Origin of the sequence: Streptomyces sp. M2CJ-2 (assembly GCF_016757295.1) — a bacterium.
Classification (GTDB): Bacteria; Actinomycetota; Actinomycetes; order Streptomycetales; family Streptomycetaceae; genus Streptomyces.
This window is the reverse complement of sequence record NZ_JAESIF010000021.1, coordinates 1-22,426: the sequence shown is the minus strand read 5'-3', so window position 1 is coordinate 22,426 and position 22,426 is coordinate 1. Positions and strand designations below refer to the sequence as shown.

General features: G+C 72.8%; 18 protein-coding genes. 5 read left to right on the top strand and 13 right to left on the bottom strand.

Annotation, left to right across the window (positions count from 1 at the left end):
• Nucleotides 1–16 precede the first annotated feature (16 nt).
• The 4 genes from JL475_RS18015 to JL475_RS18000 form a co-directional block, all read right to left on the bottom strand.
• The gene (locus JL475_RS18015; RefSeq protein ID WP_202278748.1) at nucleotides 17–1,006 is read right to left on the bottom strand and encodes a malate dehydrogenase; all 990 of its coding nucleotides are present in this window, start codon (nucleotides 1,004–1,006) and stop codon (nucleotides 17–19) included.
• A 446-nt stretch (nucleotides 1,007–1,452) separates the two neighbouring features.
• A complete protein-coding gene (locus JL475_RS18010) occupies nucleotides 1,453–2,544 on the bottom strand; it encodes an XRE family transcriptional regulator (RefSeq protein WP_202278747.1) in 1,092 nt (363 codons plus the stop codon).
• Nucleotides 2,545–2,997: 453 nt separating this feature from the next.
• Nucleotides 2,998–3,582 carry a DUF3017 domain-containing protein gene (locus JL475_RS18005; protein ID WP_202278746.1) on the bottom strand — a complete coding sequence of 195 codons (585 nt, stop codon included), beginning with the start codon at nucleotides 3,580–3,582 and terminating at the stop codon, nucleotides 2,998–3,000.
• The gene (locus tag JL475_RS18000) at nucleotides 3,572–4,426 is read right to left on the bottom strand and encodes a bifunctional methylenetetrahydrofolate dehydrogenase/methenyltetrahydrofolate cyclohydrolase (protein ID WP_202278745.1); all 855 of its coding nucleotides are present in this window, start codon (nucleotides 4,424–4,426) and stop codon (nucleotides 3,572–3,574) included. The genes JL475_RS18005 and JL475_RS18000 overlap by 11 nt, the downstream gene beginning before the upstream one ends.
• A 397-nt stretch (nucleotides 4,427–4,823) precedes the next feature.
• On the opposite strand from JL475_RS18000, the gene JL475_RS17995 reads away from it, so the two are divergent.
• Nucleotides 4,824–5,411: a hypothetical protein gene (locus JL475_RS17995; RefSeq protein ID WP_202278744.1), complete on the top strand. Its 588-nt coding sequence runs from the start codon at nucleotides 4,824–4,826 to the stop codon at nucleotides 5,409–5,411.
• A gap of 232 nt (nucleotides 5,412–5,643) precedes the next feature.
• Here the strand turns inward: JL475_RS17995 and purH are convergent, their stop codons facing one another.
• Nucleotides 5,644–7,206 (bottom strand): bifunctional phosphoribosylaminoimidazolecarboxamide formyltransferase/IMP cyclohydrolase, encoded by a 1,563-nt coding sequence (purH, locus tag JL475_RS17990; RefSeq protein WP_202278743.1) that lies wholly within the window; start codon nucleotides 7,204–7,206, stop codon nucleotides 5,644–5,646.
• Nucleotides 7,203–7,841, bottom strand: a complete 639-nt coding sequence (purN, locus tag JL475_RS17985) for a phosphoribosylglycinamide formyltransferase (RefSeq protein ID WP_202278742.1) — start codon at nucleotides 7,839–7,841, stop codon at nucleotides 7,203–7,205. The genes purH and purN overlap by 4 nt, the downstream gene beginning before the upstream one ends.
• 378 nt (nucleotides 7,842–8,219) lie before the next feature.
• On the opposite strand from purN, the gene JL475_RS17980 reads away from it, so the two are divergent.
• On the top strand, nucleotides 8,220–9,014 hold the full coding sequence (locus tag JL475_RS17980) for a hypothetical protein (protein ID WP_202278741.1): 795 nt from the start codon (nucleotides 8,220–8,222) through the stop codon (nucleotides 9,012–9,014).
• A 61-nt stretch (nucleotides 9,015–9,075) separates the two neighbouring features.
• On the opposite strand, the gene JL475_RS17975 is transcribed toward JL475_RS17980, so the two are convergent.
• Entirely contained in the window at nucleotides 9,076–10,674 is a 1,599-nt protein-coding gene (locus JL475_RS17975) for a DUF6350 family protein (RefSeq protein WP_237407483.1), read from the bottom strand.
• 96 nt (nucleotides 10,675–10,770) lie between these two features.
• Here JL475_RS17975 and JL475_RS17970 point away from each other — a divergent pair, with 96 nt between their 5' ends.
• The gene (locus tag JL475_RS17970) at nucleotides 10,771–11,919 is read left to right on the top strand and encodes a helix-turn-helix domain-containing protein (protein ID WP_202278739.1); all 1,149 of its coding nucleotides are present in this window, start codon (nucleotides 10,771–10,773) and stop codon (nucleotides 11,917–11,919) included.
• A gap of 98 nt (nucleotides 11,920–12,017) precedes the next feature.
• Here JL475_RS17970 and sucD read toward each other — a convergent pair whose 3' ends face one another.
• The 6 genes from sucD to JL475_RS17940 form a co-directional block, all read right to left on the bottom strand.
• Nucleotides 12,018–12,902: a succinate--CoA ligase subunit alpha gene (sucD, locus tag JL475_RS17965; RefSeq protein ID WP_202278738.1), complete on the bottom strand. Its 885-nt coding sequence runs from the start codon at nucleotides 12,900–12,902 to the stop codon at nucleotides 12,018–12,020.
• Between the two features lie 21 nt (nucleotides 12,903–12,923).
• Nucleotides 12,924–14,102 carry an ADP-forming succinate--CoA ligase subunit beta gene (gene sucC / locus JL475_RS17960; protein ID WP_202278737.1) on the bottom strand — a complete coding sequence of 393 codons (1,179 nt, stop codon included), beginning with the start codon at nucleotides 14,100–14,102 and terminating at the stop codon, nucleotides 12,924–12,926.
• Nucleotides 14,103–14,708: 606 nt separating this feature from the next.
• On the bottom strand, nucleotides 14,709–15,611 hold the full coding sequence (locus JL475_RS17955; RefSeq protein WP_202278736.1) for a hypothetical protein: 903 nt from the start codon (nucleotides 15,609–15,611) through the stop codon (nucleotides 14,709–14,711).
• 216 nt (nucleotides 15,612–15,827) lie between these two features.
• A complete protein-coding gene (locus JL475_RS17950; RefSeq protein WP_202278735.1) occupies nucleotides 15,828–16,991 on the bottom strand; it encodes a VWA domain-containing protein in 1,164 nt (387 codons plus the stop codon).
• 62 nt (nucleotides 16,992–17,053) lie between these two features.
• Nucleotides 17,054–19,468, bottom strand: coding sequence for a DUF5682 family protein (locus JL475_RS17945; protein WP_202278734.1), 2,415 nt, complete (start codon nucleotides 19,466–19,468; stop codon nucleotides 17,054–17,056).
• Nucleotides 19,465–20,655 carry an AAA family ATPase gene (locus JL475_RS17940; protein WP_202278733.1) on the bottom strand — a complete coding sequence of 397 codons (1,191 nt, stop codon included), beginning with the start codon at nucleotides 20,653–20,655 and terminating at the stop codon, nucleotides 19,465–19,467. Before JL475_RS17940 ends, JL475_RS17945 begins: the two co-directional genes overlap by 4 nt.
• Nucleotides 20,656–20,787: 132 nt before the next feature.
• On the opposite strand from JL475_RS17940, the gene JL475_RS17935 reads away from it, so the two are divergent.
• Both JL475_RS17935 and JL475_RS17930 read left to right on the top strand, forming a co-directional pair.
• Complete coding sequence (locus tag JL475_RS17935) at nucleotides 20,788–22,143, top strand: SWIM zinc finger family protein (RefSeq protein ID WP_202278732.1); 1,356 nt, start codon at nucleotides 20,788–20,790, stop codon at nucleotides 22,141–22,143.
• 67 nt (nucleotides 22,144–22,210) lie between these two features.
• Nucleotides 22,211–22,426: hypothetical protein (locus JL475_RS17930; RefSeq protein ID WP_202278731.1), on the top strand; the 216-nt coding region annotated here is incomplete at its 3' end.

The following is a 22,426-nucleotide window of genomic DNA, read 5'->3' as shown; positions in this document are numbered from 1 at the left end:
TGGCCGGACGGAGTGATCAGATGAGGCCGAGGCCGCGGACCGCCTCGCGCTCCTCCTCGAGCTCCTTGACGGAGGCGTCGATGCGGGCGCGGGAGAAGTCGTTGATCTCCAGACCCTGGACGATCTCGTACGTGCCGTCCTTCACGGTGACCGGGAAGGAGGAGATCAGGCCCTCCGGGACGCCGTAGGAGCCGTCCGAGGGGATACCCATGGAGACCCAGTCGCCGTCCGCGGTGCCGTTGACCCAGGTGTGGACGTGGTCGATGGCCGCGTTGGCGGCGGAGGCGGCCGACGAGGCGCCACGGGCCTCGATGATCGCGGCACCGCGCTTGGCGACGGTCGGGATGAAGTCCTCGGCCAGCCACTTCTCGTCGTTCACCACCTCGGCGGCGTTCTTGCCGGCGACGGTGGCGTGGAAGATGTCCGGGTACTGGGTGGCGGAGTGGTTGCCCCAGATGGTCAGGCGCTTGATGTCGGCGACCGTCGAGCCCGTCTTCTTCGCCAGCTGGGTCAGCGCGCGGTTGTGGTCCAGACGGGTCATCGCGGTGAAGCGCTCGGCCGGTACGTCCGGGGCGGCGGCCTGGGCGATGAGCGCGTTGGTGTTGGCCGGGTTGCCCACCACCAGCACCCGGACGTCGTCCGCGGCGTGGGCGTTGATGGCCTGGCCCTGCGGCTTGAAGATGCCGCCGTTGGCCTCCAGGAGGTCACCGCGCTCCATGCCCTTGGTGCGCGGGCGGGCACCCACGAGCAGGGCGACGTTGGCGCCGTCGAAGGCCACGTTCGGGTCGTCCGTGATGTCGATGCCCTGCAGGAGCGGGAACGCGCAGTCGTCCAGCTCCATGGCCGTGCCCTCGGCCGCCTTGAGCGCGGGGGTGATCTCCAGCAGGCGCAGCTTGACCGGCACGTCCGCGCCGAGCAGCTGGCCTGAGGCGATGCGGAAGAGGAGGGCGTAACCGATCTGGCCGGCCGCGCCGGTGACGGTGACGTTCACGGGAGTGCGGGTCATGGCGTTCTCCGTATGACAGCTGGCGGTGGGGCGTCCCGGCCCCGGGATACGGATCCCGCTCCGGCGCGTGACCGGTGCCCGCCACGATGATCGGTCACCGGCGCGGATGGGGCATCGTGGTGAGTGCCGGTGATCGATCTCTTGGCGTCAAGAGATCCAGCGGTCAGGCTATCGCGGCATCCACGATCGTGGACGCCCAGGCTCCGTGTGGTCAGTCCCACAGAGTGACGAACGTGTACACGAGCGTGCCCGGGGAAGGCGGCCGCCTGTCCGGGAGAGGGGCGGAGGCGGCCGCCGATCGGGGGACCGATCGTGCCGGACTCCCGTGGGGGTGAGGTTCACGTGCCCCGGATCCGCCGTCCCATGCGCACACCGCGCCACGAACTTCACGGGCGGCCTCACAGCGCGCCCGGCTCGCCGGCGGGTCGCCGCCTCAGCACACCGCCCTACTCCGTACACCCCTCCTCGCCGGAGGCCAGTACCACGCAGGCCTTGGCCTGTGCGGCGCTCTCGACCGCCATCATCGGGGTGTAGGCGACCGTGTCGCCGACCTCGGTGATGCTGTCGCTCTGCTTCGACTTCCCACCGGCGATCTCGATCTCGTCCCCCTGCGTGGCCTGGGTGACACGGCCCCACGCGGCCCCGCAGGTCTTGCTGTAGCGGACCTCGACCGTGGTGGCGCCGACGGTCGCCGTCTGCGTGGTGGTCACGAGGTCGCCGCTGCACCCCATGTTCTCCGCGTCCTTGCCGTCACAGCTGTCGCCGCTGCACTTCACCCCGGCGGGCAGTTCCGCGGGGGCGGAGGCGGTGGGCGAGGGGGACTTCCCGGCCTCGCCCTTCCTGCCGTCCTCGTTCCCGGTGACGTAGAACGCGGCGGCGATCACCACCAGCACTCCGACGGCACCCGTGAGGAACATCCCCGTCCGCCGCTTGCCGTCCGGGCCGTTGGAGCCGCCACGGCCTCCGCCGCTCCGGGGTGGCGCGGGAGGGGCAGCGGCGCCGCTGCGGCCCGCCGGGGCGGGCCCGGCGTACCCGGCCATGCCCCAGGAGTTCGCCCCGGAGGCGTCACGGACGTCCGAGGCCGTCGGCTGCGGCGGCACGCCCGATGAGACGCCGGCCGGTCCGGCGACGCCCGGCCGGACCGAGGCGCCACCGCCTTTGCGGCTCCTGCCGCCCCCGCCGCTCGACGACGGTCCGGCGAGCTCGCTCAGCGCGGAGCGCGCCTGCGAGATCCTGATCGCCTCCATCGTCATGTCGTGCCGCATCTCCGAGCGGCTCCAGGCCCGCTCGGCCAGCTCCCACATGGTGGTCAGGTGCACCGGATTGGTTCCGGTGACCTCGGCCAGAGCCACGATCGCGCCCTTGGGCGCGAGCAGCCGGCCGTTCAGATAACGCTCCCAGGACGTCTTGCTGTAGCCCGTGCGGTCGGAGACCGACGCGACGCTCAGGCCGCTGCGGTCCACGACGCGCCTGAGCTGGCTCGTGAACTCCCTGATCTGCGGATCGAGTTCATCCGGCAAGGCCTTCCAACGAGGCATTGCTTCCCCCCTCTTCCCCCGGTCGTACTGGTATGTCCCTCGCGCGTGGTGGCCCTCTGCCCAGTCGCCGTTCCGGCTACCTACATGGATGCCGCCGGTCAGGATCTCAGTTCCCGGGATGGGGGCGCACAGGAGCGTCAGGGCCGCGGGCATGCGCCGTCGCGCGCTCGCTCGTGGCCCAGTCTCCCACCGGCAGCCCCCTCGACCGAACGGAATCGGGCACAACGCGGGAGGGCGGCACGGATTGTCCGGGGTCGTCAGGATTGTCGCATCGGCCCCACCGGTCGTCCGAAACGTCCGCCCTGTCGTGAACGGCGGCCCGTCCTCACCCCCGTGAAAGGGCGGGCCACCGCCGGAAACAACCTTCCTGCACGCCGAACCCGCTGTTCAACGGCTGTCCGGGCGCTGTGGCACGGAAGTGACCGTTCCGCTACGTCCCCCGGATTCCCCGGATCATCCCGGGACAGGCCCCGACCACTGGCCGCTGACCGTGAAGTGCAGGGTGTCCTCCAGGAACGGGATCTCCAGCAACGGCCTGGGCTGCACCATCAGCGCCAGCAGCACGATCACCAGTCCCAGCACGCCGTACGTGACGATGTCCGTGAAGCGGGAGCGCACGGCGAGCATGCCGACGTCCGGCAGCGCCCAGCGGAGCACACCGCCCGCCAGCAGCGCCACACCGATCAGCAGCGTGCCGATCCGGAACAGGTCGAACACGGTCAGCAGCAGGCCGAGGCCGGCCGTGAGCAGCACGGCGAGGATCGGCCACTGCCTGGCGGGCGCGGGGGCGTCGCCGGGGGCGGCCCGGCCACCGCCCTCCGGGCGGGCGGTGTCCCTGGTGAACCGCGGGAAGCGGCGGGTGGTACGCCGCGGCTTCCCCTCGGCGTCGGGCGCGCTGACGGGATCGGGGGCCTCGGCGAGGTCGGGGACCGTGCCGGTCTCGGCCTGCGCCGGCTCCGGTGCCTGAGGCTGCTCCGGCGTCGGCTCCGGCTCCGACCCGGGTGCCCGCGACTCGCGGGCCTCGCTGTCAGCCGACACTGCGCTCCGCCGCCTCCACCACGTTGACCAGCAGCTGGGCCCGGGTCATCGGGCCGACACCGCCGGGGTTCGGGGAGACCCAGCCGGCCACCTCGGCCACGTCCGGGTGGACGTCACCCACGATCTTGCCCTCGGCGTTGCGGGAGACCCCGACGTCCAGGACGGCCGCGCCGGGCTTGACGTCCTCCGCGCGGACGAGATGGGCGGAGCCGGCGGCGGCGACGATGATGTCCGCGCGCTTCAGGTGCGCCGACAGGTCGCGGGTACCGGTGTGGCACTGGGTCACGGTGGCGTTCTCGCTGCGCCGGGTCAGCAGCAGCGGCATCGGGCGGCCGATGGTCACTCCGCGGCCGACGACCACGACCTCGGCGCCCTTGATCTCCACGCCGTAGCGGCGCAGCAGGGTGAGGACACCGTTGGGGGTGCAGGGCAGCGGGGCGGGCTCGTTCAGGACGAGGCGGCCGAGGTTCATCGGGTGGAGACCGTCGGCGTCCTTGTCCGGGTCCATGAGTTCGAGGATGCGGTTCTCGTCGATGCCCTTGGGCAGCGGCAGCTGGACGATGTATCCGGTGCAGGCCGGGTCCTCGTTCAGGTCGCGGACGACCGCCTCGATCTCCTCCTGCGTGGCCGTGTCGGGCAGCTCCCGCTGGATGGAGGCGATGCCGACCTGGGCGCAGTCGCGGTGCTTGCCCGCGACGTACTTCTGGCTGCCGGGATCGTTGCCGACGAGGATCGTGCCGAGGCCGGGCGTGACGCCCTTCTCCTTCAGCGCCGCCACGCGGGCGGTCAGATCGGACTTGATCGCTGCTGCGGTGGCCTTGCCATCGAGAATCTGGGCGGTCATGGACCCATCCTCGCGGATGACCGGGCCCCGGTTCCAATCCGCGCGCGTTCGGCCCGCACTCCGGACGCGCTCAGCCCGTGCTGCGACCGCGCTCCGCCCGCGTTCCGGACGCGTCCCCGGCTCGTCCCCGGCGACCGCGGGGTTCGCAATCCCACATTTCACCCTCAGTCCACCCTCGGACCGGTCATGTTTCACCTGTATCCGGCCAAGATCAGCAATGTTGCACTTGCACAACACATACCGCCTGCGGCTGGACAATCGGCAGATCGGTCAAGAACGATGAACGACACGGTGCCGCGGGCAAGAACCGGGGGGACGGACCGCGTCTGCAGAACTTCCTCCGAACTGCGCCCCGCGTCGTCCCCGCACCCGCAGCGACAACGGAGGAAGAAGCGCCATGAGTTTCGGCGACCCGAACAACCCCTACGGACAGCCGCCGCAGGGCCAGCAGCCCCCTGCCGCCCCCGGGTACGGCTATCCCCAGCAGCCCCAGCAGCCCCAGCAGGGGTACGGCTATCCGGCGGCGCCGCCGGTGGGCGCCTACCCCGGTGCCCCGATACCGACGTCCATGCCGGGAACGGTGAGCACGGCACGTGTGCTGCTGTGGGTCATCGTGGGCCTGCAACTCATCGGCGTGGCGCTGTTCGCGATCAGTGCCGCGGGCGTGGAAGCCGCGAAGAACGACCCGGCGCTGAGTGAGGAGCCCGCGTTCGAGCAGCTCTCCGACTACTCGTCCGGCCTGCTCTGGGGTCTGGCCCTGTTCGCGCTGGCGTGGGGCGTGTTCGCGCTCGTGCTGGCCGTCAAGTTCGGCAAGGGCGGCAACGGTGTCCGCGTCACCGCGCTGATCTTCGGCATCATCACCGCCATCCTCGGCATCTACCCCTTCATCTTCGTGGGCCTGATCCACACGGTGCTGGCGATCCTGATCGCCGTGTTCGTCGGCAACGCCGCGGGCAGCGGCTGGTTCAACCGCCCGCGCTACTGAGGGCGACCGACCCGAGCACACCGCCTCCGAGGGCCGTGTCTCCCCGAACGGGTGGGGCACGGCCCTCGGCGCGTCCGGGGCGAGCGGATCCGGAAACGGCGGAAGCGGCAGGGGGCCGTCGCCGGCCCGGGCCGGCGCGCCCGTGGTGTCCCCGAGGCCGGCCGGTACGAGGTGGACAAGCAGGGGGTGCGTCCACCCGGTCGCCCGTGTGAGCGGCCGGGCGGACGATCCGTCAGTGGAAGAAGTGGCGCGTGCCCGTGAAGTACATCGTCACGCCGGCCTTCTTCGCCGCCTCGACGACCTGCTCGTCACGGACCGAACCGCCCGGCTGGACCACGGCCTTGACGCCCGCCTCGGTGAGGATCTCCAGGCCGTCCGGGAAGGGGAAGAAGGCGTCCGAGGCGGCATAGGCACCCCGGGCGCGCTCGGCGCCGGCCCGTTCCACCGCCAGCTTCGCGGAGTCGACGCGGTTGACCTGGCCCATGCCGACGCCGACCGAGGCGCCGTCCTTGGCGAGCAGGATCGCGTTGGACTTCACGGCCCGGCAGGCCCGCCACGCGAAGGCCAGCTCGGCCAGCTCCGCCTCGGAGAGGGCCTCGCCGCTGGCCAGCGTCCAGGTGGCCGGGTCGTCGCCCTCGGCCTGGAGGCGGTCGGTGACCTGGAGCAGGGCACCGCCGTCGATCGGCTTCACCTCGACGGGGGCGGCCGGGGCCGCGGGGGCGCGCAGCACGCGGATGTTCTTCTTCTTGCCGAGGGCCTCGAGGGCGCCCTCCTCGTAGTCCGGCGCGACGATGACCTCGGTGAAGATCTCCGCGACCTGCTCGGCCATCTCCTTGGACACCGGCCGGTTGACCGCGATCACGCCGCCGAACGCGGACAGCGGGTCACAGGCGTGCGCCTTGCGGTGCGCCTCGGCGACGTCCGCGCCGGTCGCGATGCCGCACGGGTTGGCGTGCTTGATGATCGCGACGGCCGGCTCGGCGTGGTCGTACGCGGCACGCAGCGCGGCGTCGGTGTCCGTGTAGTTGTTGTACGACATCTCCTTGCCGTGCAGCTGCTCGGCCTCGGCGAGGCCGCCGGTGCCGGAGACGTACAGAGCGGCGGGCTGGTGCGGGTTCTCGCCGTAGCGCAGGGTGTTCTTGCGCTCCCAGGTGGCGCCGAGGAAGTCGGGGAACTCCGACTCGTCGACGGGGGCGTAGTCGGAGGCGAACCAGGAGGCGACCGCCACGTCGTACGCGGCCGTGTGCCGGAAGGCCTCCGCGGCCAGGCGTTTGCGGGTGGTGAGGTCGAAGCCGCCGTCGCGGACGGCGGACAGGACGTCGGCGTACCGGGCGGGGTCGGTGACCACGGCGACGGACGGGTGGTTCTTGGCGGCGGCGCGGACCATGGAGGGGCCGCCGATGTCGATCTGCTCCACGCACTCGTCGGGCGTCGCACCCGAGGCGACGGTCTCGCGGAACGGGTAGAGGTTGACCACGACCAGGTCGAACGGCTGCACGCCCAGCTCGCCGAGCTGCTGCCGGTGGCTGTCGAGGCGCAGGTCGGCGAGGATGCCGGCGTGCACCTTCGGGTGCAGGGTCTTGACCCGGCCGTCCAGGCACTCGGGGAAGCCGGTCAGCTCCTCGACCTTGGTGACGGGGACGCCCGCGGCGGAGATGCGGCCGGCCGTGGACCCGGTGGAGACGAGTTCGACGCCCGCCTCGTGCAGGCCACGGGCGAGCTCCTCGAGCCCGGTCTTGTCGTAGACGCTGACGAGCGCCCGTCGGATGGCCCGCTTGTTGCTCTCGGCGGTCACTGGATAACTACCTTTCGTCCCTCGATCCGATAGCCGTTGCGGGCGAGCCGCCCCACGACCTCGACGAGCAGCCTTCGCTCGACTTCCTTGATGCGCTCATGCAGCGCGCTCTCGTCGTCCTCGTCCCGGACCTCCACCACGCCCTGCGCGATGATCGGCCCGGTGTCGACACCGTCGTCGACGAAGTGGACGGTGCAGCCGGTGACCCTGGCGCCGTACGCGAGCGCGTCCCGTACGCCGTGGGCTCCGGGAAAACTGGGCAGCAGGGCGGGGTGGGTGTTGACGAACCGCCCGCCGAAGCGCGCGAGGAACTCCTTGCCCACGATCTTCATGAACCCGGCGGACACCACGAGGTCGGGCTCGTGGGCGGAGACCGCCTCGGCGAGCGCCGCGTCCCACTCCTGGCGGCCGGCGAAGTCCTTGACCCGGCACACGAAGGTCGGCAGCCCGGCGCGCTCGGCGCGGGCGAGCCCCTCGATGCCCTCACGGTCGGCGCCGACGGCCACGATCTCGGCTCCGTACGCCTCGGTGCCGGTGGCGGCGATCTCGTCGAGGAGCGCCTGCAGGTTGGTGCCGGATCCGGAGACCAGCACGACGAGGCGCCTGGGGCGCTCGGCCACGGGCTTGGCGGCCACGGTGGGGCCCTTTCTCGGGAGCGCTCGTGCGGTCGGAGGCACAGCGCTTTGTGTATTCGTACGAATGCTTCACTCCCCCGGATACGGGGAAGCCTACGAAGCGGCCGACCGTCAGCAACGATACCGGCACACTGGGCGGCCCTCACGGGACGGGGGCGTGGCTGGAAGGTAGCGTCTGGGAAGAGCCGGTCCGGGAGCGTTCCCGGACGTCCGGGAACGCTCGAGTCGCCCGGGAACGCCTCCTGTGCACCAAGCGTTCCCAGGAGGGGACCCGGGACCGGAGAACGGACGGAACACTCCGGCTCAGCCGTGGAAGTCGTCCGTAGTCAGCCGTACTCGATCAGTCGCACTTCGTTAAAAGGGGAAGACGCTCACTTGATGCCGGACCGCAGCCTGCGATTCCTCACGTTCCCCCAGCCGTCGGCACAGGGAGGGGAGCGTGGCGCCGTGCTGCTGCGGGAGCGCCACTCCTCGCCGCCCGAGACGCCCCGGGACGAGGGCGGCGGCGGCGAGCGGCGCCGTGGCTCCGAGGAGAGCAACCCGTTCGCGCCGCCCCCGGAGGGGACCCCCGACCAGCCCTGGCAGCCCCGGCACCCGTCCGGCGACGAGGGCGGTGACGGTGGCGGCCGGGCAGACGGCGGCCGCTCCCCGTGGGGCGGGCGGTGGAGTGACCGGCAGCCCGGTCGTTCCTCGGGCGGCTTCGGCGATCGCCCGCGCAGCCCGGAGGGACAGAGCGGCGGGAACGGCGGCCCCCAGGGTCCCGGACCGCGCTGGGACCCGACGGACCCGGTCCAGCGCCGGGCGCGTTACTCCCTGCTGTCCGGCATGTGGGCCTTCTTCTTCGCTCTGTTCAGCTGGCCCTACGTCGCGCTGCTGCTGGGCGCGCTCGCCCTGTACTGGGCGATCAGCGCCCTGCGCGCCAAGCCCCGCGCGGCCTCCGACCCCGACTCCCCGGCACCGGCCCAGACGGGCCGTCCGCAGACCACGGCCGCGGTGAGCGGGCTGGTCACGGCCTCCCTGGCGCTCGCCCTGGTCGCCGCCAATTTCACGGCACAGCTGGTGTACCGGGACTACTACACCTGTACGCAGGACGCCCTGACCCAGGAGGCCAAGCAGTCCTGCAACACCCTCCTGCCGGACGAACTCCGGAACTTCCTCGGGACGGCCGACTGAGAGGCCTGCCGAAAGCCGCTCCCACACACCTGAGCCGCCCCCTCACAGCACAGGGGGCGGCTCAGGTGTGTTCGGGGGGTTCGGGAGCGCGGGGCGCGGGGGGAACCGCGGGAGCTCCGGGGGTCGGGAGAGCACCGGGCCCGGCCGGGGCGGGGTCCGCGGGCAGGAAGTCGTAGGGGCCGGAGGCGTCCCGGGGCCGTCGCGCGCCCGTCGTGCGCGCCTCGTCCTCCGGTGGCCGCCTGCGCGGCCCGCCGATCCTCGGCATCCTCGGCGCCCGCGCCCATGCCCTCACCGGTGCCCGTTCCGCCGGTTCCTCCCGAGGCGTGCGGCACCGCAGTGCCCGTACCACCAGGGCCGTCGCCGTCGCCACCAGCCCGATCCACACCAGCGTCGCACCTCCCGTCTGCCACCACACCGGCCCGAAGCGGGAGAGCGCCGCGACCCCCATCGGCCCGCCCGCCAGCGCGGCGGACAGCGCCAGCAGGGCCGCGCACAACACCGCCGCCATCCCGGCGGCGCCGACCGTCCGGCTCCACGACCAGGCCGCGTCCGGCGCGCGCCCCGACCGCCGGCCCTCCCCTTCCGCCGGCGCCGGGCGCCCGGTCGCCGTGGCGCCCTTCCCGACGAACCACCCCGTCACCACACCGGCCGCCAACGGCACTGCTCCGGCCGCCCAGTTCACCGGCGTTCCCGGGCCCGCGTCCGGCACCGCCGCCAGCAGCGGGAAGGCGGGCAGCAGCGGAGCCGGCGTGGAGGCGAACGGGGTCACGGCGGTGCCGGCCCCGAGGAGGAACCCGGGGCCCAGCGCGTAGGCCGCCGCCCACACCGCCGCGTTCGGCAGCAGCATGACGCCGAGCAGCAGCACCGCGGCCCGCCCCGACCAACCCTCCGTCAGCCGCAGAAAGGCCGCCTGGGTTTCCCCGCCGTGCCACACCAGCGACACCGTCAGCAGCAGTGCCCCGCCGCCGCCGAGCACCGCGACCCCGGCCGCCGCCGCGCGTGCCGCGACCCCGAGGCGTCCGTCCGGGCCGAGGAGCAGATGACGCACCCCCCTCGGCAGCAGTGCCCCCATGGCCCGTTCCAGCGGTCCACTGGGGCAGCCGTAGGCCCGCCACACCCCCACGCCCGCGGCCAGCACGGCGACCAGCGGAACGCACACGCCCGCCGACGCCCACGCGGGCCGCAGTTCACCACCCGCGGCGTAGAGAGCGGCGGGCGCACCGACGGCCAGGTAGCCGAGGACGACGCCCGCCCATGCGGTCGGGCCGTCGACGAGCGGAGCGTCGTCCGGCGCGTCCCCGTCCGTGGCGTCGCGGGCCGCCCGGTGCAGCAGCCACACCGGGACCGTGAGCAGCAGCAACGGCGAAACGCCCAGGGGCGCCGGCACCCCGGAGAGTGTGTCGGTACGGATCAGCTCGGTGCCGTGCGCCAGCAGCCACAGCGCCGCCGCGATGTGCAGCGCGCCGTCAGGTCCGCCGTCGGGGTAGGGCGAGCTGATCCACAGCAGGATCACGAGCATGGCGAACGCGGCGAGTCCGAGTCCCGCGGCGAGAGCGCCACCGAGGAGACCGGAGGTCAGTCCGGGCGAGTGGTCACGCATCCGGGTGAGCAGCAGGGCCGGCGTCGATCGGCGGGCAGTCGTCTGGGTCACACCCGTCATGCTCCCAACGACACGCGCTTTCCCCATGTAACGGGCGAAGCACCGCTGTGTCGCTCAATATAACCTTATGTGCCTTCTTGTGCGAAGGGGCGTCCTGTGACACGGAGCCCCGCCACCCCCCTCCCCTCGCCCGAGGAACGGCGACGCCTGCGTGAATCCCGCTCGCTGACGCAGGCTCAGCTCGCGAAGCGGATCGGCGTCAGCCGCGAGACGGTGCGTGCGTGGGAGTCCGGCCGCAGCACACCGCACGGCCGGAAGCGGGAGACGTACGCGAAACTGCTGACGGCCACGACGGCACCCACGCCCACGGGGCGGCCCAGGCGGTCCGAGCGGCCCGGTCGGCCCCTCGAACATCCTGAGTACCTTGAGTTCACCGAATACCCTGAATGCGCAGAACATCCCGAGCCGGCCCTCGCCCCGTCCGGCCAGGAGGGCTGCGTCCCTTCCGCCCTGACGCCCGCTCAGGCCTTCGACGCCCTGTACGCCTTCTGCGCCCCGGCGCTCGTACGGCAGGCGTATCTGCTGTCCGGTCGCCGCGGGCTGGCGCGCGAATCGGTCGAGCGGGCCTTCCAACTGGCCTGGGACCGCTGGCCCGAAGTGGCCCGCGACCGCGATCCGGCCGGTTGGGTGCGTGCGGCGGCGCACGAGTGGGCGCTGTCCCCGTGGCACCGGTTCCGGCCCCGCCACCGGCGCCCGGAACCGCCGCTCGCGGAGCCGTCCGACCGGGAGCTGCTGGACGTCCTGCTGCACCTGCCACCGCCGTACCGCCGCACGCTCGTGCTCTATGACGGTGTCGGCCTCGATCTTCCGGAGACCGCGGCGGAGACGGAGGCCAGCACGCGGGCGGCCGCGAGCCGGCTGCTGCACGCGCACGAGGTCGTCGCGGCCCGGCTGCCGGAGTTGTCGGATCCGCGGGTGCTGCACGAACGGCTGGCCGAGCTGGCCTCCTCCGAGCACCTGCGGTCCGCCAAGCCGCCGGAGGTGCGGGACGGCAGCGAGCGCAGGGCCCGGTTCTGGACCCGGGCCGTCATCGCCTTCACGGTTGCCCTGATCGGCGTCACCGCGTTCACCCTGGCCACGGCACCCACGCGCTACGACCCGCCGCCACCGCCCGGGGAGACCGTCCAGGGGGTGCCGCCGCAGATGGCCCCGGGCCCCCTCTCGGACAGGCAACGGGAGCTGCGGAGCAAACTCCGGGAGGAACTGCAGCACGGCCCGCAACGGCTGGCACCGCAGCCGCGGTGACCGGCCGACGGGGTGACGAGGTGACGGGTGACGCTGCCGGAAACGACGGGTGGGCCCGTCCCCCTGAGGGGACGGGCCCACCCGTGTTCTGCGGTCGCTCAGCCCGCGAGGAGCTCGCGCGCCAGCTTGGCCGTCTCGGTCGGCGTCTTGCCCACCTTGACGCCCGCGGCCTCGAGGGCCTCCTTCTTCGCCTGGGCGGTGCCGGACGAACCGGAGACGATGGCGCCGGCGTGGCCCATGGTCTTGCCCTCGGGCGCGGTGAAGCCCGCGACGTAGCCGACGACCGGCTTCTTCACGTTCTCCGCGATGTAGGCCGCGGCCCGCTCCTCCGCGTCGCCGCCGATCTCACCGATCATCACGATCAGGTCGGTGTCGGGGTCGGCCTCGAACGCGGCCAGCGCGTCGATGTGCGTCGTGCCGATGACCGGGTCGCCACCGATGCCGACGGCCGAGGAGAAGCCGATGTCCCGAAGCTCGTACATCATCTGGTACGTCAGCGTGCCGGACTTCGAGACCAGGCCGATCCGGCCCGGCTTGGTGATGTCGCCCGGGATGATGCCGGCGTTCGACTGGCCGGGGCTGATCAGGCCCGGGCAGTTGGGGCCGATGATCCGGGTCTTGTCGCCCTTCTCCACGGCGTACGCGTAGAACGCGGCCGAGTCGTGGACGGCGATGCCCTCGGTGATGACGACCGCGAGCGGGATCTCGGCGTCGATCGCCTCGACGACGGCGGACTTCGCGAAGGCCGGCGGTACGAAGAGGACGGATACGTTCGCGCCCGTCTTCTCCATCGCCTCGGCGACCGTGCCGAAGACCGGGATGTCGTTGCCGTCGATGTCGACGGAGGTGCCGGCCTTGCGCGGGTTCACACCGCCGACGATGTTCGTGCCGTCGGCCAGCATGAGCTTGGTGTGCTTCATGCCCGTGGCACCGGTCATGCCCTGGACGATGACCTTGCTGTCCTTGTTGAGGAAGATAGCCATGGCTGTGGTGTCCCTCGTCCCTTACTTCGCGGCCGCGAGCTCGGCGGCCTTGTCGGCCGCGCCGTCCATGGTGTCCACGCGCTGCACCAGCGGGTGGTTGGCGTCGGAGAGGATCCTGCGACCCAGTTCGGCGTTGTTGCCGTCCAGACGCACGACCAGAGGCTTGGTGACTTCCTCGCCCCGGTCCGCGAGCAGCTGCAGCGCCTGCACGATGCCGTTGGCGACCTCGTCACAGGCGGTGATGCCACCGAAGACGTTGACGAACACGGACTTGACGTCCGGGTCGCCGAGGATGATCTCCAGGCCGTTCGCCATGACGGCGGCGGAGGCGCCGCCACCGATGTCGAGGAAGTTGGCGGGCTTGACGCCGCCGTGCGCCTCACCGGCGTAGGCGACGACGTCCAGGGTGCTCATCACGAGCCCCGCGCCGTTGCCGATGATGCCGACCTCGCCGTCGAGCTTGACGTAGTTGAGGTTCTTCTCCTTGGCGGCGGCCTCGAGCGGGTTGGCCGCGGCCTTGTCGTGGAGCGCCTCGTGGTCGGGGTGACGGAACTCGGCGTTGTCGTCCAGGGTGACCTTGCCGTCGAGGGCGAGGACGTCACCGGAGGCGACCTTGGCCAGCGGGTTGACCTCGACGAGGAGCGCGTCCTCGGCGATGAAGGTCTTCCACAGGGTGACGAGGACGTCGGCGACCTTGTCGGCCACCTCGGCCGGGAAGTTCGCGGCCTCGACGATCTCGCGCGCCTTCTCGGGGGTCACGCCCTCGTTGGCGTCCACCGGCGTCTTGGCGACGGCCTCCGGACGGGTGGCCGCCACCTCCTCGATGTCCATGCCGCCCTCGACGGACGCGATGGAGAGGAACGTGCGGTTGGCACGGTCGAGGAGGAAGGAGACGTAGTACTCCTCGACGATCTCCGGAGCGGTCTCGGCGATCATCACCTTGTGGACCGTGTGGCCCTTGATGTCCATCCCGAGAATGTCCGTCGCACGGGCGACGGCCTCGTCCGGGGTGGCCGCCAGCTTCACACCACCGGCCTTGCCGCGTCCACCGACCTTCACCTGGGCCTTGACGACGGACTTGCCGCCCAGACGCTCGGTGATCTCGCGCGCCGCCTCAGGCGTGTCGATGACTTCACCGGCCAGCACCGGTACATCGTGCTTGGCGAAGAGGTCCCTCGCCTGGTACTCGAACAGGTCCACGCGCTTCCGTCCCTATCAGTGATTCGCGATTCGTTGGATGCGTGGGCGTGCCGCGAAGGGCAACGTGACTACGTCCGCAGTGTCACAGAGGGGGCGCACACGGTGTCCGAGCGCGCGGCATGTCCGTCTCGCAGGTTAGCCCCGGTTGCAAGGTGTCTCTAAATCGCGCGTCACACATGAGCGGTGATACCTGTCACATGATGCCGCAAACAGTGACACAGCGTGCCATTGATATGGGGCCTCACCGGGCTGGGGTTGGCCCGGTGAGGCCCGCCGTGCACCCGGGCAGGAACGACGTCCCTGCTCTCCGGAGTGCGGGGTGGCCGGCCCCCACCCCAATGGGGGCCGGCCACCCCGTCCACGGGGTTGCGGCCGGACCAGCCGATGGCGTTCGGCCGTCCGGATCCGGATACCCCCGGGGAGCTTTCATTACTCGAGAGTCAGGTGCCGCACGTACGAGGTGCACGGGACGTACGAGTGGTGTGGGGCGTACGGGATGTACGAGGCGTGCGGATGCAGGACGCTCGTACGGATGTGGGGTGCGCTCGCGTCCAGGCAGCCGGTGAGGGGCCTGCGCAGCGCGCGGCCTGCCCGCGGGGAAGCTGCCTAGGCGGGAGAGACCGGGACGTCCTGGTACCGGTCCCGGGTCTCGGCCGCCTCGGTGGACGCGGTGGCGCCGGGCACGAGCCGGACGCGGAGACGGTGACTCGGGGTGACGGCGTGCGCGTCGCCGTGGCGTGGTGTGCCGTGGTCCGCCGCGGAGCGGTGGCCCGTCGCGCCGTCCGGGCTTCCACCGTGGGCGTGGGGCGCCGGGACCGGGTCGGTGTGCGGCGCGGGGGATGTGGCGCGGCGCTCGGTGTCGTCGTGCGGCAGCGGGTCGACGGCGAGGCCTGCGCCGGCCCCTCCGACGTCCGGGCCGTGCGTGGCGACCTCCGGGGTTTCGGGCCGCGTGGTGGAGGCGTCGGTCGCCGGTGGCTCGGGGGCTTCCGGCTGAGTGGACGGCGCCGGGAGGGTGTCCGGCGCGTCCGGTGTGTCCGGTGCGTCCTGCGCGTCCGGTGCGTCGGGCGGCACGGCGGGCAGTCCCGGGAGCCGGGGCTCCACCGGGGTCTCGGGCAGCCCCGGGAGCTGCGGAAGGGGCGCGGGCTGCGTCGGACCGGGCAAGGTCGGCAGGGCGGGAACCTGCGGGCGTGAAGGCAGAGACGGTACCGGGAGCACCTTCTCGGACACCTCGGTCAGGTCGGCGACCACCCCACCCAGCCGATCGGCGACCGGGGTCACGACCGACTCACCCACCGACCCCGAAACCGACACCACCGCACCAGTGACCGGAGAAGCGGAGGAGGTGTTCACCGGGCTGCCGCCGCCGTCCGCCGCCTGGGCCCGCTCCCCGCACAGCACGCCGAGCACGAGCACCGCGCCTACCAGGAACACCAGGCGCAGCGCACGCCTGCCGGCCGCCGTACGCATCGCGCGCGGAGCGGCACCGGGCAGGAGGGCTGACCAGGTCAAGGGAGGAAGGTTTCTCGTGGACGGCGGTACATGAGGGAAACTCGATGCCTCAGGCATCAAGCGCCGTAGATCCTCGCATGCGACTCCCGAGGATGCGCAAGCCCTCTCTCACCGATGGGGCGTCTTGTCCGCCTTTGCCCAACCGAGTCGGACGACGACGGATCGACAAACCGCCCCTCCCCCCTCCCTCCCCCTCCCTTTCCTCCTCTTCGTTCCTCACACCGGATCCGGTATCGGCAGCGGCCGCTTCTCGATCGCCGCGGCCATCACCTCCGGGAACAGGTCGGGCGTGCAGGCGAACGCCGGCGCGCCCAGCGCGGCGAGGGCCGCCGCGTGCTCCCGGTCGTAGGCGGGCGCCCCCTCGTCGGACAGCGCCAGCAGCGTCACGAACTGCACCCCCGACGCCTTCATCGCCGCGACCCGCTTGAGCATCTCGTCGCGTATGCCCCCCTCGTAGAGGTCGCTGATCAGTACGACCACCGTCTCCGCGGGCCGGGTGATCTGCGACTGGCAGTACGCCAGCGCCCGGTTGATGTCCGTGCCCCCGCCGAGCCGGGTACCGAAGATCACGTCGACGGGGTCGTCGAGTTGCTCCGTGAGGTCGACCACCGCCGTGTCGAACACGACGAGCCGCGTGCTGACGGACCGCATGGACGCGAGCACCGCCCCGAACACCGAGGCGTAGACGACGGACGCCGCCATCGACCCGGACTGGTCGACGCAGAGGACGACTTCCTTCTTCACGGACTGCCCGGCACGCCCGTAGCCGATGAGCCGCTCGGGCACGACCGTCCGGTGCTCGGGGAGGTAGTGCTTGAGGTTGGCCGCGATCGTGCGGTTCCAGTCGATGTCGTGGTGGCGGGGCCGGCTGACGCGGGCGCTCCGGTCGAGGGCACCGGTGAGAGTGGCCCGGGTGCGGGTGGCGAGCCGCTTCTCCAGTTCGTCGACGACCTTGCGGACGACGGCCCGTGCCGTCTCCTTCGTCGTGTCGGGCATCGCCTTGTTGAGTGACATCAGCGTGCCCACGAGATGGACGTCGGCCTCGACCGCCTCCAGCATCTCCGGTTCCAGCAGGAGGGTGGCGAGCCCCAGCCGGTCGATGGCGTCGCGCTGCATGACCTGGACGACGGAGGAGGGGAAGTAGGTCCGGATGTCCCCGAGCCAGCGCGCCACCGACGGCGCGGACGCCCCCAGCCCCGCCGAACGCTCCCGCCCCGTCTGCGGTTTGTCCCCCTTGCCGTAGAGCGCGGTGAGCGCTCCGTCCATGGCGGCGTCCTGGCCGGACAGCGCGCATCCGGTGCCGTCCGCCGTGTCCCCGCCGAGCACCAGACGCCACCGTCGCAGCCGTTCCTGCGCCGGGTCCGTCACCGCTGTCGTCATACGTCCCCCTCGGTCCCCTGCTCCTTCGCCCCTTGCTCCTTCGTCCGGTGGCCGGGTGGCCGTCATCGCACCGCTCCCACCAGGCCGGCTTCTGCGCCCTCGCCGTCCTCCCCGTTCTCGCCGCCCCCGTCCGCCTCCTCCGCTCCCGGTCCCAGCCCCAGCAGCAGCCGCACCACGGGCAGGACCGCGTCCGCCCGGCCGGTGTCGAGGCCGGCCGCGAAGCCGGGTGTCCCACAACCGGCGCCGGCCGCGCCGCCCCGTGCCCCCGGTCCGCGCCGGACCAGCTCGCCGAGTGTGCGCCGCACCCCGGGCTCGTACGCCGAGAAGGTCCGCCGCAGCAGCGGGAGTACGTCCGTGAACGCCTCCGCCGGCACCCCCGTCAGCCACGCGTCGACCAGTCCGAGGAGCCGCTCGTCGTGGACGAGGAGCAGCCCGCCCCCCGAGCCGCCGACGAACCCCTCGATCCACGCCGCCGCGTCCGCCGGGGACGTACCCGGTGACGACAGCACCAGCCCCATCTGCCGGGTCGCCTCGTCCTGCGCCAGTTCCCCGTCGTCCAGCAGCAGGCGGACCGCCCGCCCCCGTACGACACCGGGCACGGTGCCCCGCGTCGCCAGCTTCCGCAGTGCCGACGCCCAGCGGGCGCGCAGGTTCCCGTGGCCCGGCGCGGGAACGTCGCCGAGGAGCCCCACCGCCCCGTGCACGGCGTCGAGATGGCGCCGCATCTCGTCGGCGGCGTCCGCGTCCAGTCCGGCGCAGGCCGGGGGCAGGCCGATCAGAACCCGCTCCGCCAGCCCGGCGGCGACCTCGGCCAGCGCCGCGGTGCCGGTGCCGCGCACATCGCCGTAGCGCAGCGAGCGGACCAGGGCGGGCAGGGCCTGGGCGAGATGGCCGACGTCCGTGTCGAGGGCCGCGCGGTCGGCGAGTATCCGCATCACCGTGGGCAGCGCGTCGGGCAGTTCGGCCAGGAGGCAGTGCTCGGCGAGCCCGGTGACGGCGGCGAGGTCCCGCGCCGCGACGGCGTCCGCCTCGACCCTGGCGGTCGCGGCGGCGAGCACGGTCGTCCCCCATATCCCGGCCTCGGCGACCCGCACGGACAGTTCCGGCTCCCAGCGCAGCCGCCATGTCTCCCGGAACGTGCCCGTGCTCCCGTACGAGGTCGCCGGCTCCCCCCAGCCGATGCCGAGCAACCGCAGCCGGTGCAGCAGCCTGCTGCGCTGCCCGTCGGTCTCCTTGCGCAGGTCGAGTTCCAGCTCCCGCTCCGCGGCCTCGGGTTTCAGCCGCAGCCGGCGCTGGATCCGGGTGAGGTCCCGCTGCAGGGGCACCGCGGGGGCCGTCGCCGGCACCTCGCCGAGCACGTCACCGACGATCAGCCGGTCGTGCACCAGTGCCAGCGGCACGTCGGAGCCCTCGCACATCACCGCCCGCACCGCGTCCGTCGTCTCGCCCAGTCCGGGCAGGGGCCGGCCGCGCATCGCGGCGAGCGTCTCCGCCAGCCGTACCGCCTCGATGACATGGGCGGAGGACACGGTCCGGTCCTCGGCGCGCAGCAGCCCCGCCACCTTCGTCATCCACCGCTCGACCGGCCGGTCCTCCACGCCGAACAGATGCCCGTACCAGCCGGGCGAGTCGATGCCCGCGCCGTATCCGCTGAACCGGGACAGCCTGCGGTTCGTCCACGGCACCCACGTCATGTCCGTCTTGGTCTTCGGCAGACCTCTGAGCAGGGCCCGGTCGGCGGTGACGGTGGCCTTCCGCCGCAACGCGGGCACGTGCCAGGCCCCGCAGACGACGGCCACGCCGCCCCCGAACTCCCGCTGCGCCGCCCGGATCTGGAGCCGCATGTACGCCTCGCGCACGAGATCCCGGTCGTGTCCCCCGCTGCCGTACACCTCCCGCAGCTCCGTCATGGCCTCCTCCAGCGCGGTGAACGGGGCGAGCACGTCGCCCTCCTCCCCCACTCCGCGGTGCTCGACGACGTCCTCCCACCACCGCTCGGCGTCGTCGTACCCGGCGGCCTCGGCCAGCACCCGGAGCGGATCGATCCGCACATCGGTCCGCTGCCCGGTGTCCGACCGCTCTCCGTCGTCCGGCTGCTCTCCGTCATTCGCCTCGCCCCTCCCCCAGGCCAGGGTGTGGGTGGCCGGCAGGTCGATGAAGCGGGCCGGGGCACCGTGCTCCAGCGCCCAGTGGATGGCGACCCACTCCGGGGAGAACGCGGCGAGCGGCCAGAACGCCGAACGGCCGGGCTCGTCCACCGCATGGGCGAGCAGGGCGACCGGCGGACGCATGCCGTCGTCCGCGGCGAGCGGAATCAGATCGTTCGCCTCGGGCGGGCCCTCGATCAGGACGACTCCCGGACGGGCCTCCTCCAGGGCCGCCCGCACCGCCCGCGCCGACCCCGGTCCGTGGTGCCGGACTCCGAGCAGCAGCGGTCCCGCTCCCCGGCCACCGCCGGCCCGCTCCACCTCGCTCACGCGCCTGCCTCCCTGCAGGCCCGGTAGAAGTCCTTCCAGCCGTCGCGTTCACGGACGACGGTCTCCAGATACTCCTGCCAGACGACGCGGTCCGCCGCCGGGTCACGGACGACCGCGCCGAGAATGCCCGCCGCGACGTCCCCGGCCCGCAGCACGCCGTCCCCGAAGTGGGCCGCCAGCGCCAGCCCGCCCGTGACCACGGAGATCGCCTCGGCGGTCGACAGGGTGCCGCTGGGCGACTTCAGCTTCGTCCGGCCGTCGGCGGTGACCCCGTCGCGCAGTTCGCGGAAGACGGTGACGACACGGCGGATCTCGTCGGTGCCGTCGGGCACGGTCGGCAGGTCGAGGGAGCGGCCGATCTGGTCCACCCGGCGCGAGACGATGTCGACCTCCGCCTCGGGGGTCTCGGGCAGCGGCAGCACCACGGTGTTGAACCGGCGGCGCAGGGCGCTGGACAGGTCGTTGACCCCCCGGTCGCGGTCGTTGGCGGTGGCGATCAGGTTGAAGCCGCGGACCGCCTGCACCTCCTGGCCCAGTTCCGGTATCGGCAGCGTCTTCTCCGACAGGATCGTGATCAGTGTGTCCTGCACATCGGCCGGGATCCGGGTCAGTTCCTCGACGCGGGCCGTCTTCCCCTCCGCCATCGCGCGCATGACGGGGCTGGGCACGAGGGCGTCGCGGCTGGGGCCGTGGGCGAGCAGCCGGGCGTAGTTCCAGCCGTAGCGGATGGCCTCCTCGGGTGTGCCGGCGGTCCCCTGGACCAGCAGGGTGGAGTCGCCGCTGACCGCCGCGGCCAGGTGCTCGGACACCCAGGTCTTCGCGGTGCCCGGCACGCCGAGCAGAAGCAGGGCGCGGTCGGTGGCCAGGGTGGTGACGGCGACCTCGACGATGCGGCGCGGGCCGACGTACTTCGGTGTGATCACGGTGCCGTCCGGCAGTGTGCCGCCGAGCAGGTAGGTGGCGACGGCCCACGGGGACAGCTTCCAGCGGGCCGGCCGCGGACGGTCGTCCTGTGCGGCCAGCGCGGTGAGTTCGGCGGCGAAGGCGTCCTCGGCATGCGCCCGCAGCACCTCGGCCGCGGGCGCGGGCGGGGTGTTTCTCGCGCCCCCGTTCACGGGCGCGGAGCCGTTCCGGCTCGGGTCGACGGATGTCGGGTCGACAGACGTCGGTTCGACAGGCACAGACATGGCGGAGTCCCCCTCCAGCTCGGCCGGTTCGGATCTGGCAACCACCGTGCACCACACCACTGACAATCGCTGTGACCTGGGCAGACGCGCATGCGAGGCCGATTGTCAGTGGGGGGATCTACCTTCGACGACATGACTCAGCAGGGGGTGCGCTGGACCGCGGAGCAGGTGCTGGCCTTGGCGCCTGACCTCGCGTCGCGCACAGCGGGAAGCAGACTCGGCGCGGCCGGTCCGTGGTCCGAGGCCGGCAGTTCGGGCGAGGGGGCGGTGTGGGGGCTGTGCGAGGGCAGCGGCAGCAAGCCGTACCGGACGGTGGTCGACATCGCGGACGTCTCCGGGCCCGCGTACAAGTGCAGTTGCCCGAGTCGCAAGTTCCCGTGCAAGCACGCTGTGGGTCTGCTGCTGCTCTGGGCGGGCGACGAGGGGGCGGTGCCGCGGGCGGAGGTGCCGGAGTGGGCCGGGCAGTGGATCACGGGCAGGCGCGGGCCCGCGGGACGGAACGGGGCCGCGGCCCCGCCGGGTTCCCCGTCCGGACCCGCCGATCCGGAGGCGGCCCGGCGCAGGGCGGAGCGCCGGGCCGAGCGGGTCACCGCGGGTGCGTCGGAGCTGGAGCAGCGGCTGACGGATCTGCTCCGCGGCGGACTGGCCGTGGCGGAGCGGTCCGGGTACGGCCTGTGGGAGGAGACGGCGGCCCGCATGGTCGACGCGCAGGCGCAGGGACTGGCCTCCAGGGTCCGGGAGTTGGGGGCGATACCGGGCACGGGACCGGGGTGGCCGGTGCGGCTGCTGGAGGAGTGCGCGCTGCTCCACCTCCTCGATCAGGGCTGGCTGCGCCGTGATCGGCTGCCGGAGGGGCTGGCCGCGACCGTCCGCTCCCGCATCGGTCTGCCGACCTCGGCGGCCGGCCCGCCGGTGCGGGACCGCTGGCTGGTCCTCGCCCAGTACGACTCGGCGGACGCGCGCCTGACGACCCGCCGGATCTGGCTGTACGGCACGGACTCGCGGCGCACCGCGCTGCTCCTCTCCTACGGGGCCGCGGGGCGCGCTCCGGAACTCGCGCTGCCGGTGGGTCTGGCCCTGGACGCGGAGCTGTCCGCCCACCCGGGCACCGGGCAGTCGCGGGCGGCGCTCGGCGAGCGGTTCGCGGCGCCCGCCCCCACGGTCGAGCGGCCCCCCGGGACGACGACGACCCGGGCCGCCGCCCGTTACGGTGACGCGCTGCGCGACGACCCCTGGCTGGACTCCGTTCCGGTGACCCTGGACCGGGTGATACCGGCCCTGGACGGCGACTCCTGGCAGCTCGCGGACGCCGACGAGGACGCCGCCCTGCCGCTCACCGCGACCGCGCGTTCCCGTCCCGGCCTGTGGCGTCTCGTCGCCCTCTCCGGCGGTGCGCCGGTCACGGTCTTCGGCGAGTGCGGCCATCAGGGGTTCACCCCGCTGGCGGCCTGGCCGGAGGGACCGGGCGAGGTGGTGCCGCTGTGCTGAGCCGCCCGCACCTCGCCGGCCCCACCCGCCTTCTGCCGCTCCCGGCCGTCCGACGGAAAGGAAGCCCATGAGCAGGACCTCCGTACCGGCCACACCCTCGGCCGCGTCGGCGCCGCACGCTGCGGACCCACCCCTCCCGGACGCCTGGGAGGACCTCGTCACCACGGCGCTGCTGGGGACGGACCGGCGTACCCCGGCCGGCGCCGCGCCCGCCGGTGATGCCGGCCCCACAGGCCACGGACGGGTCGACCTGCGGCGACGAGATGATCTTGTTGTCCAGCAC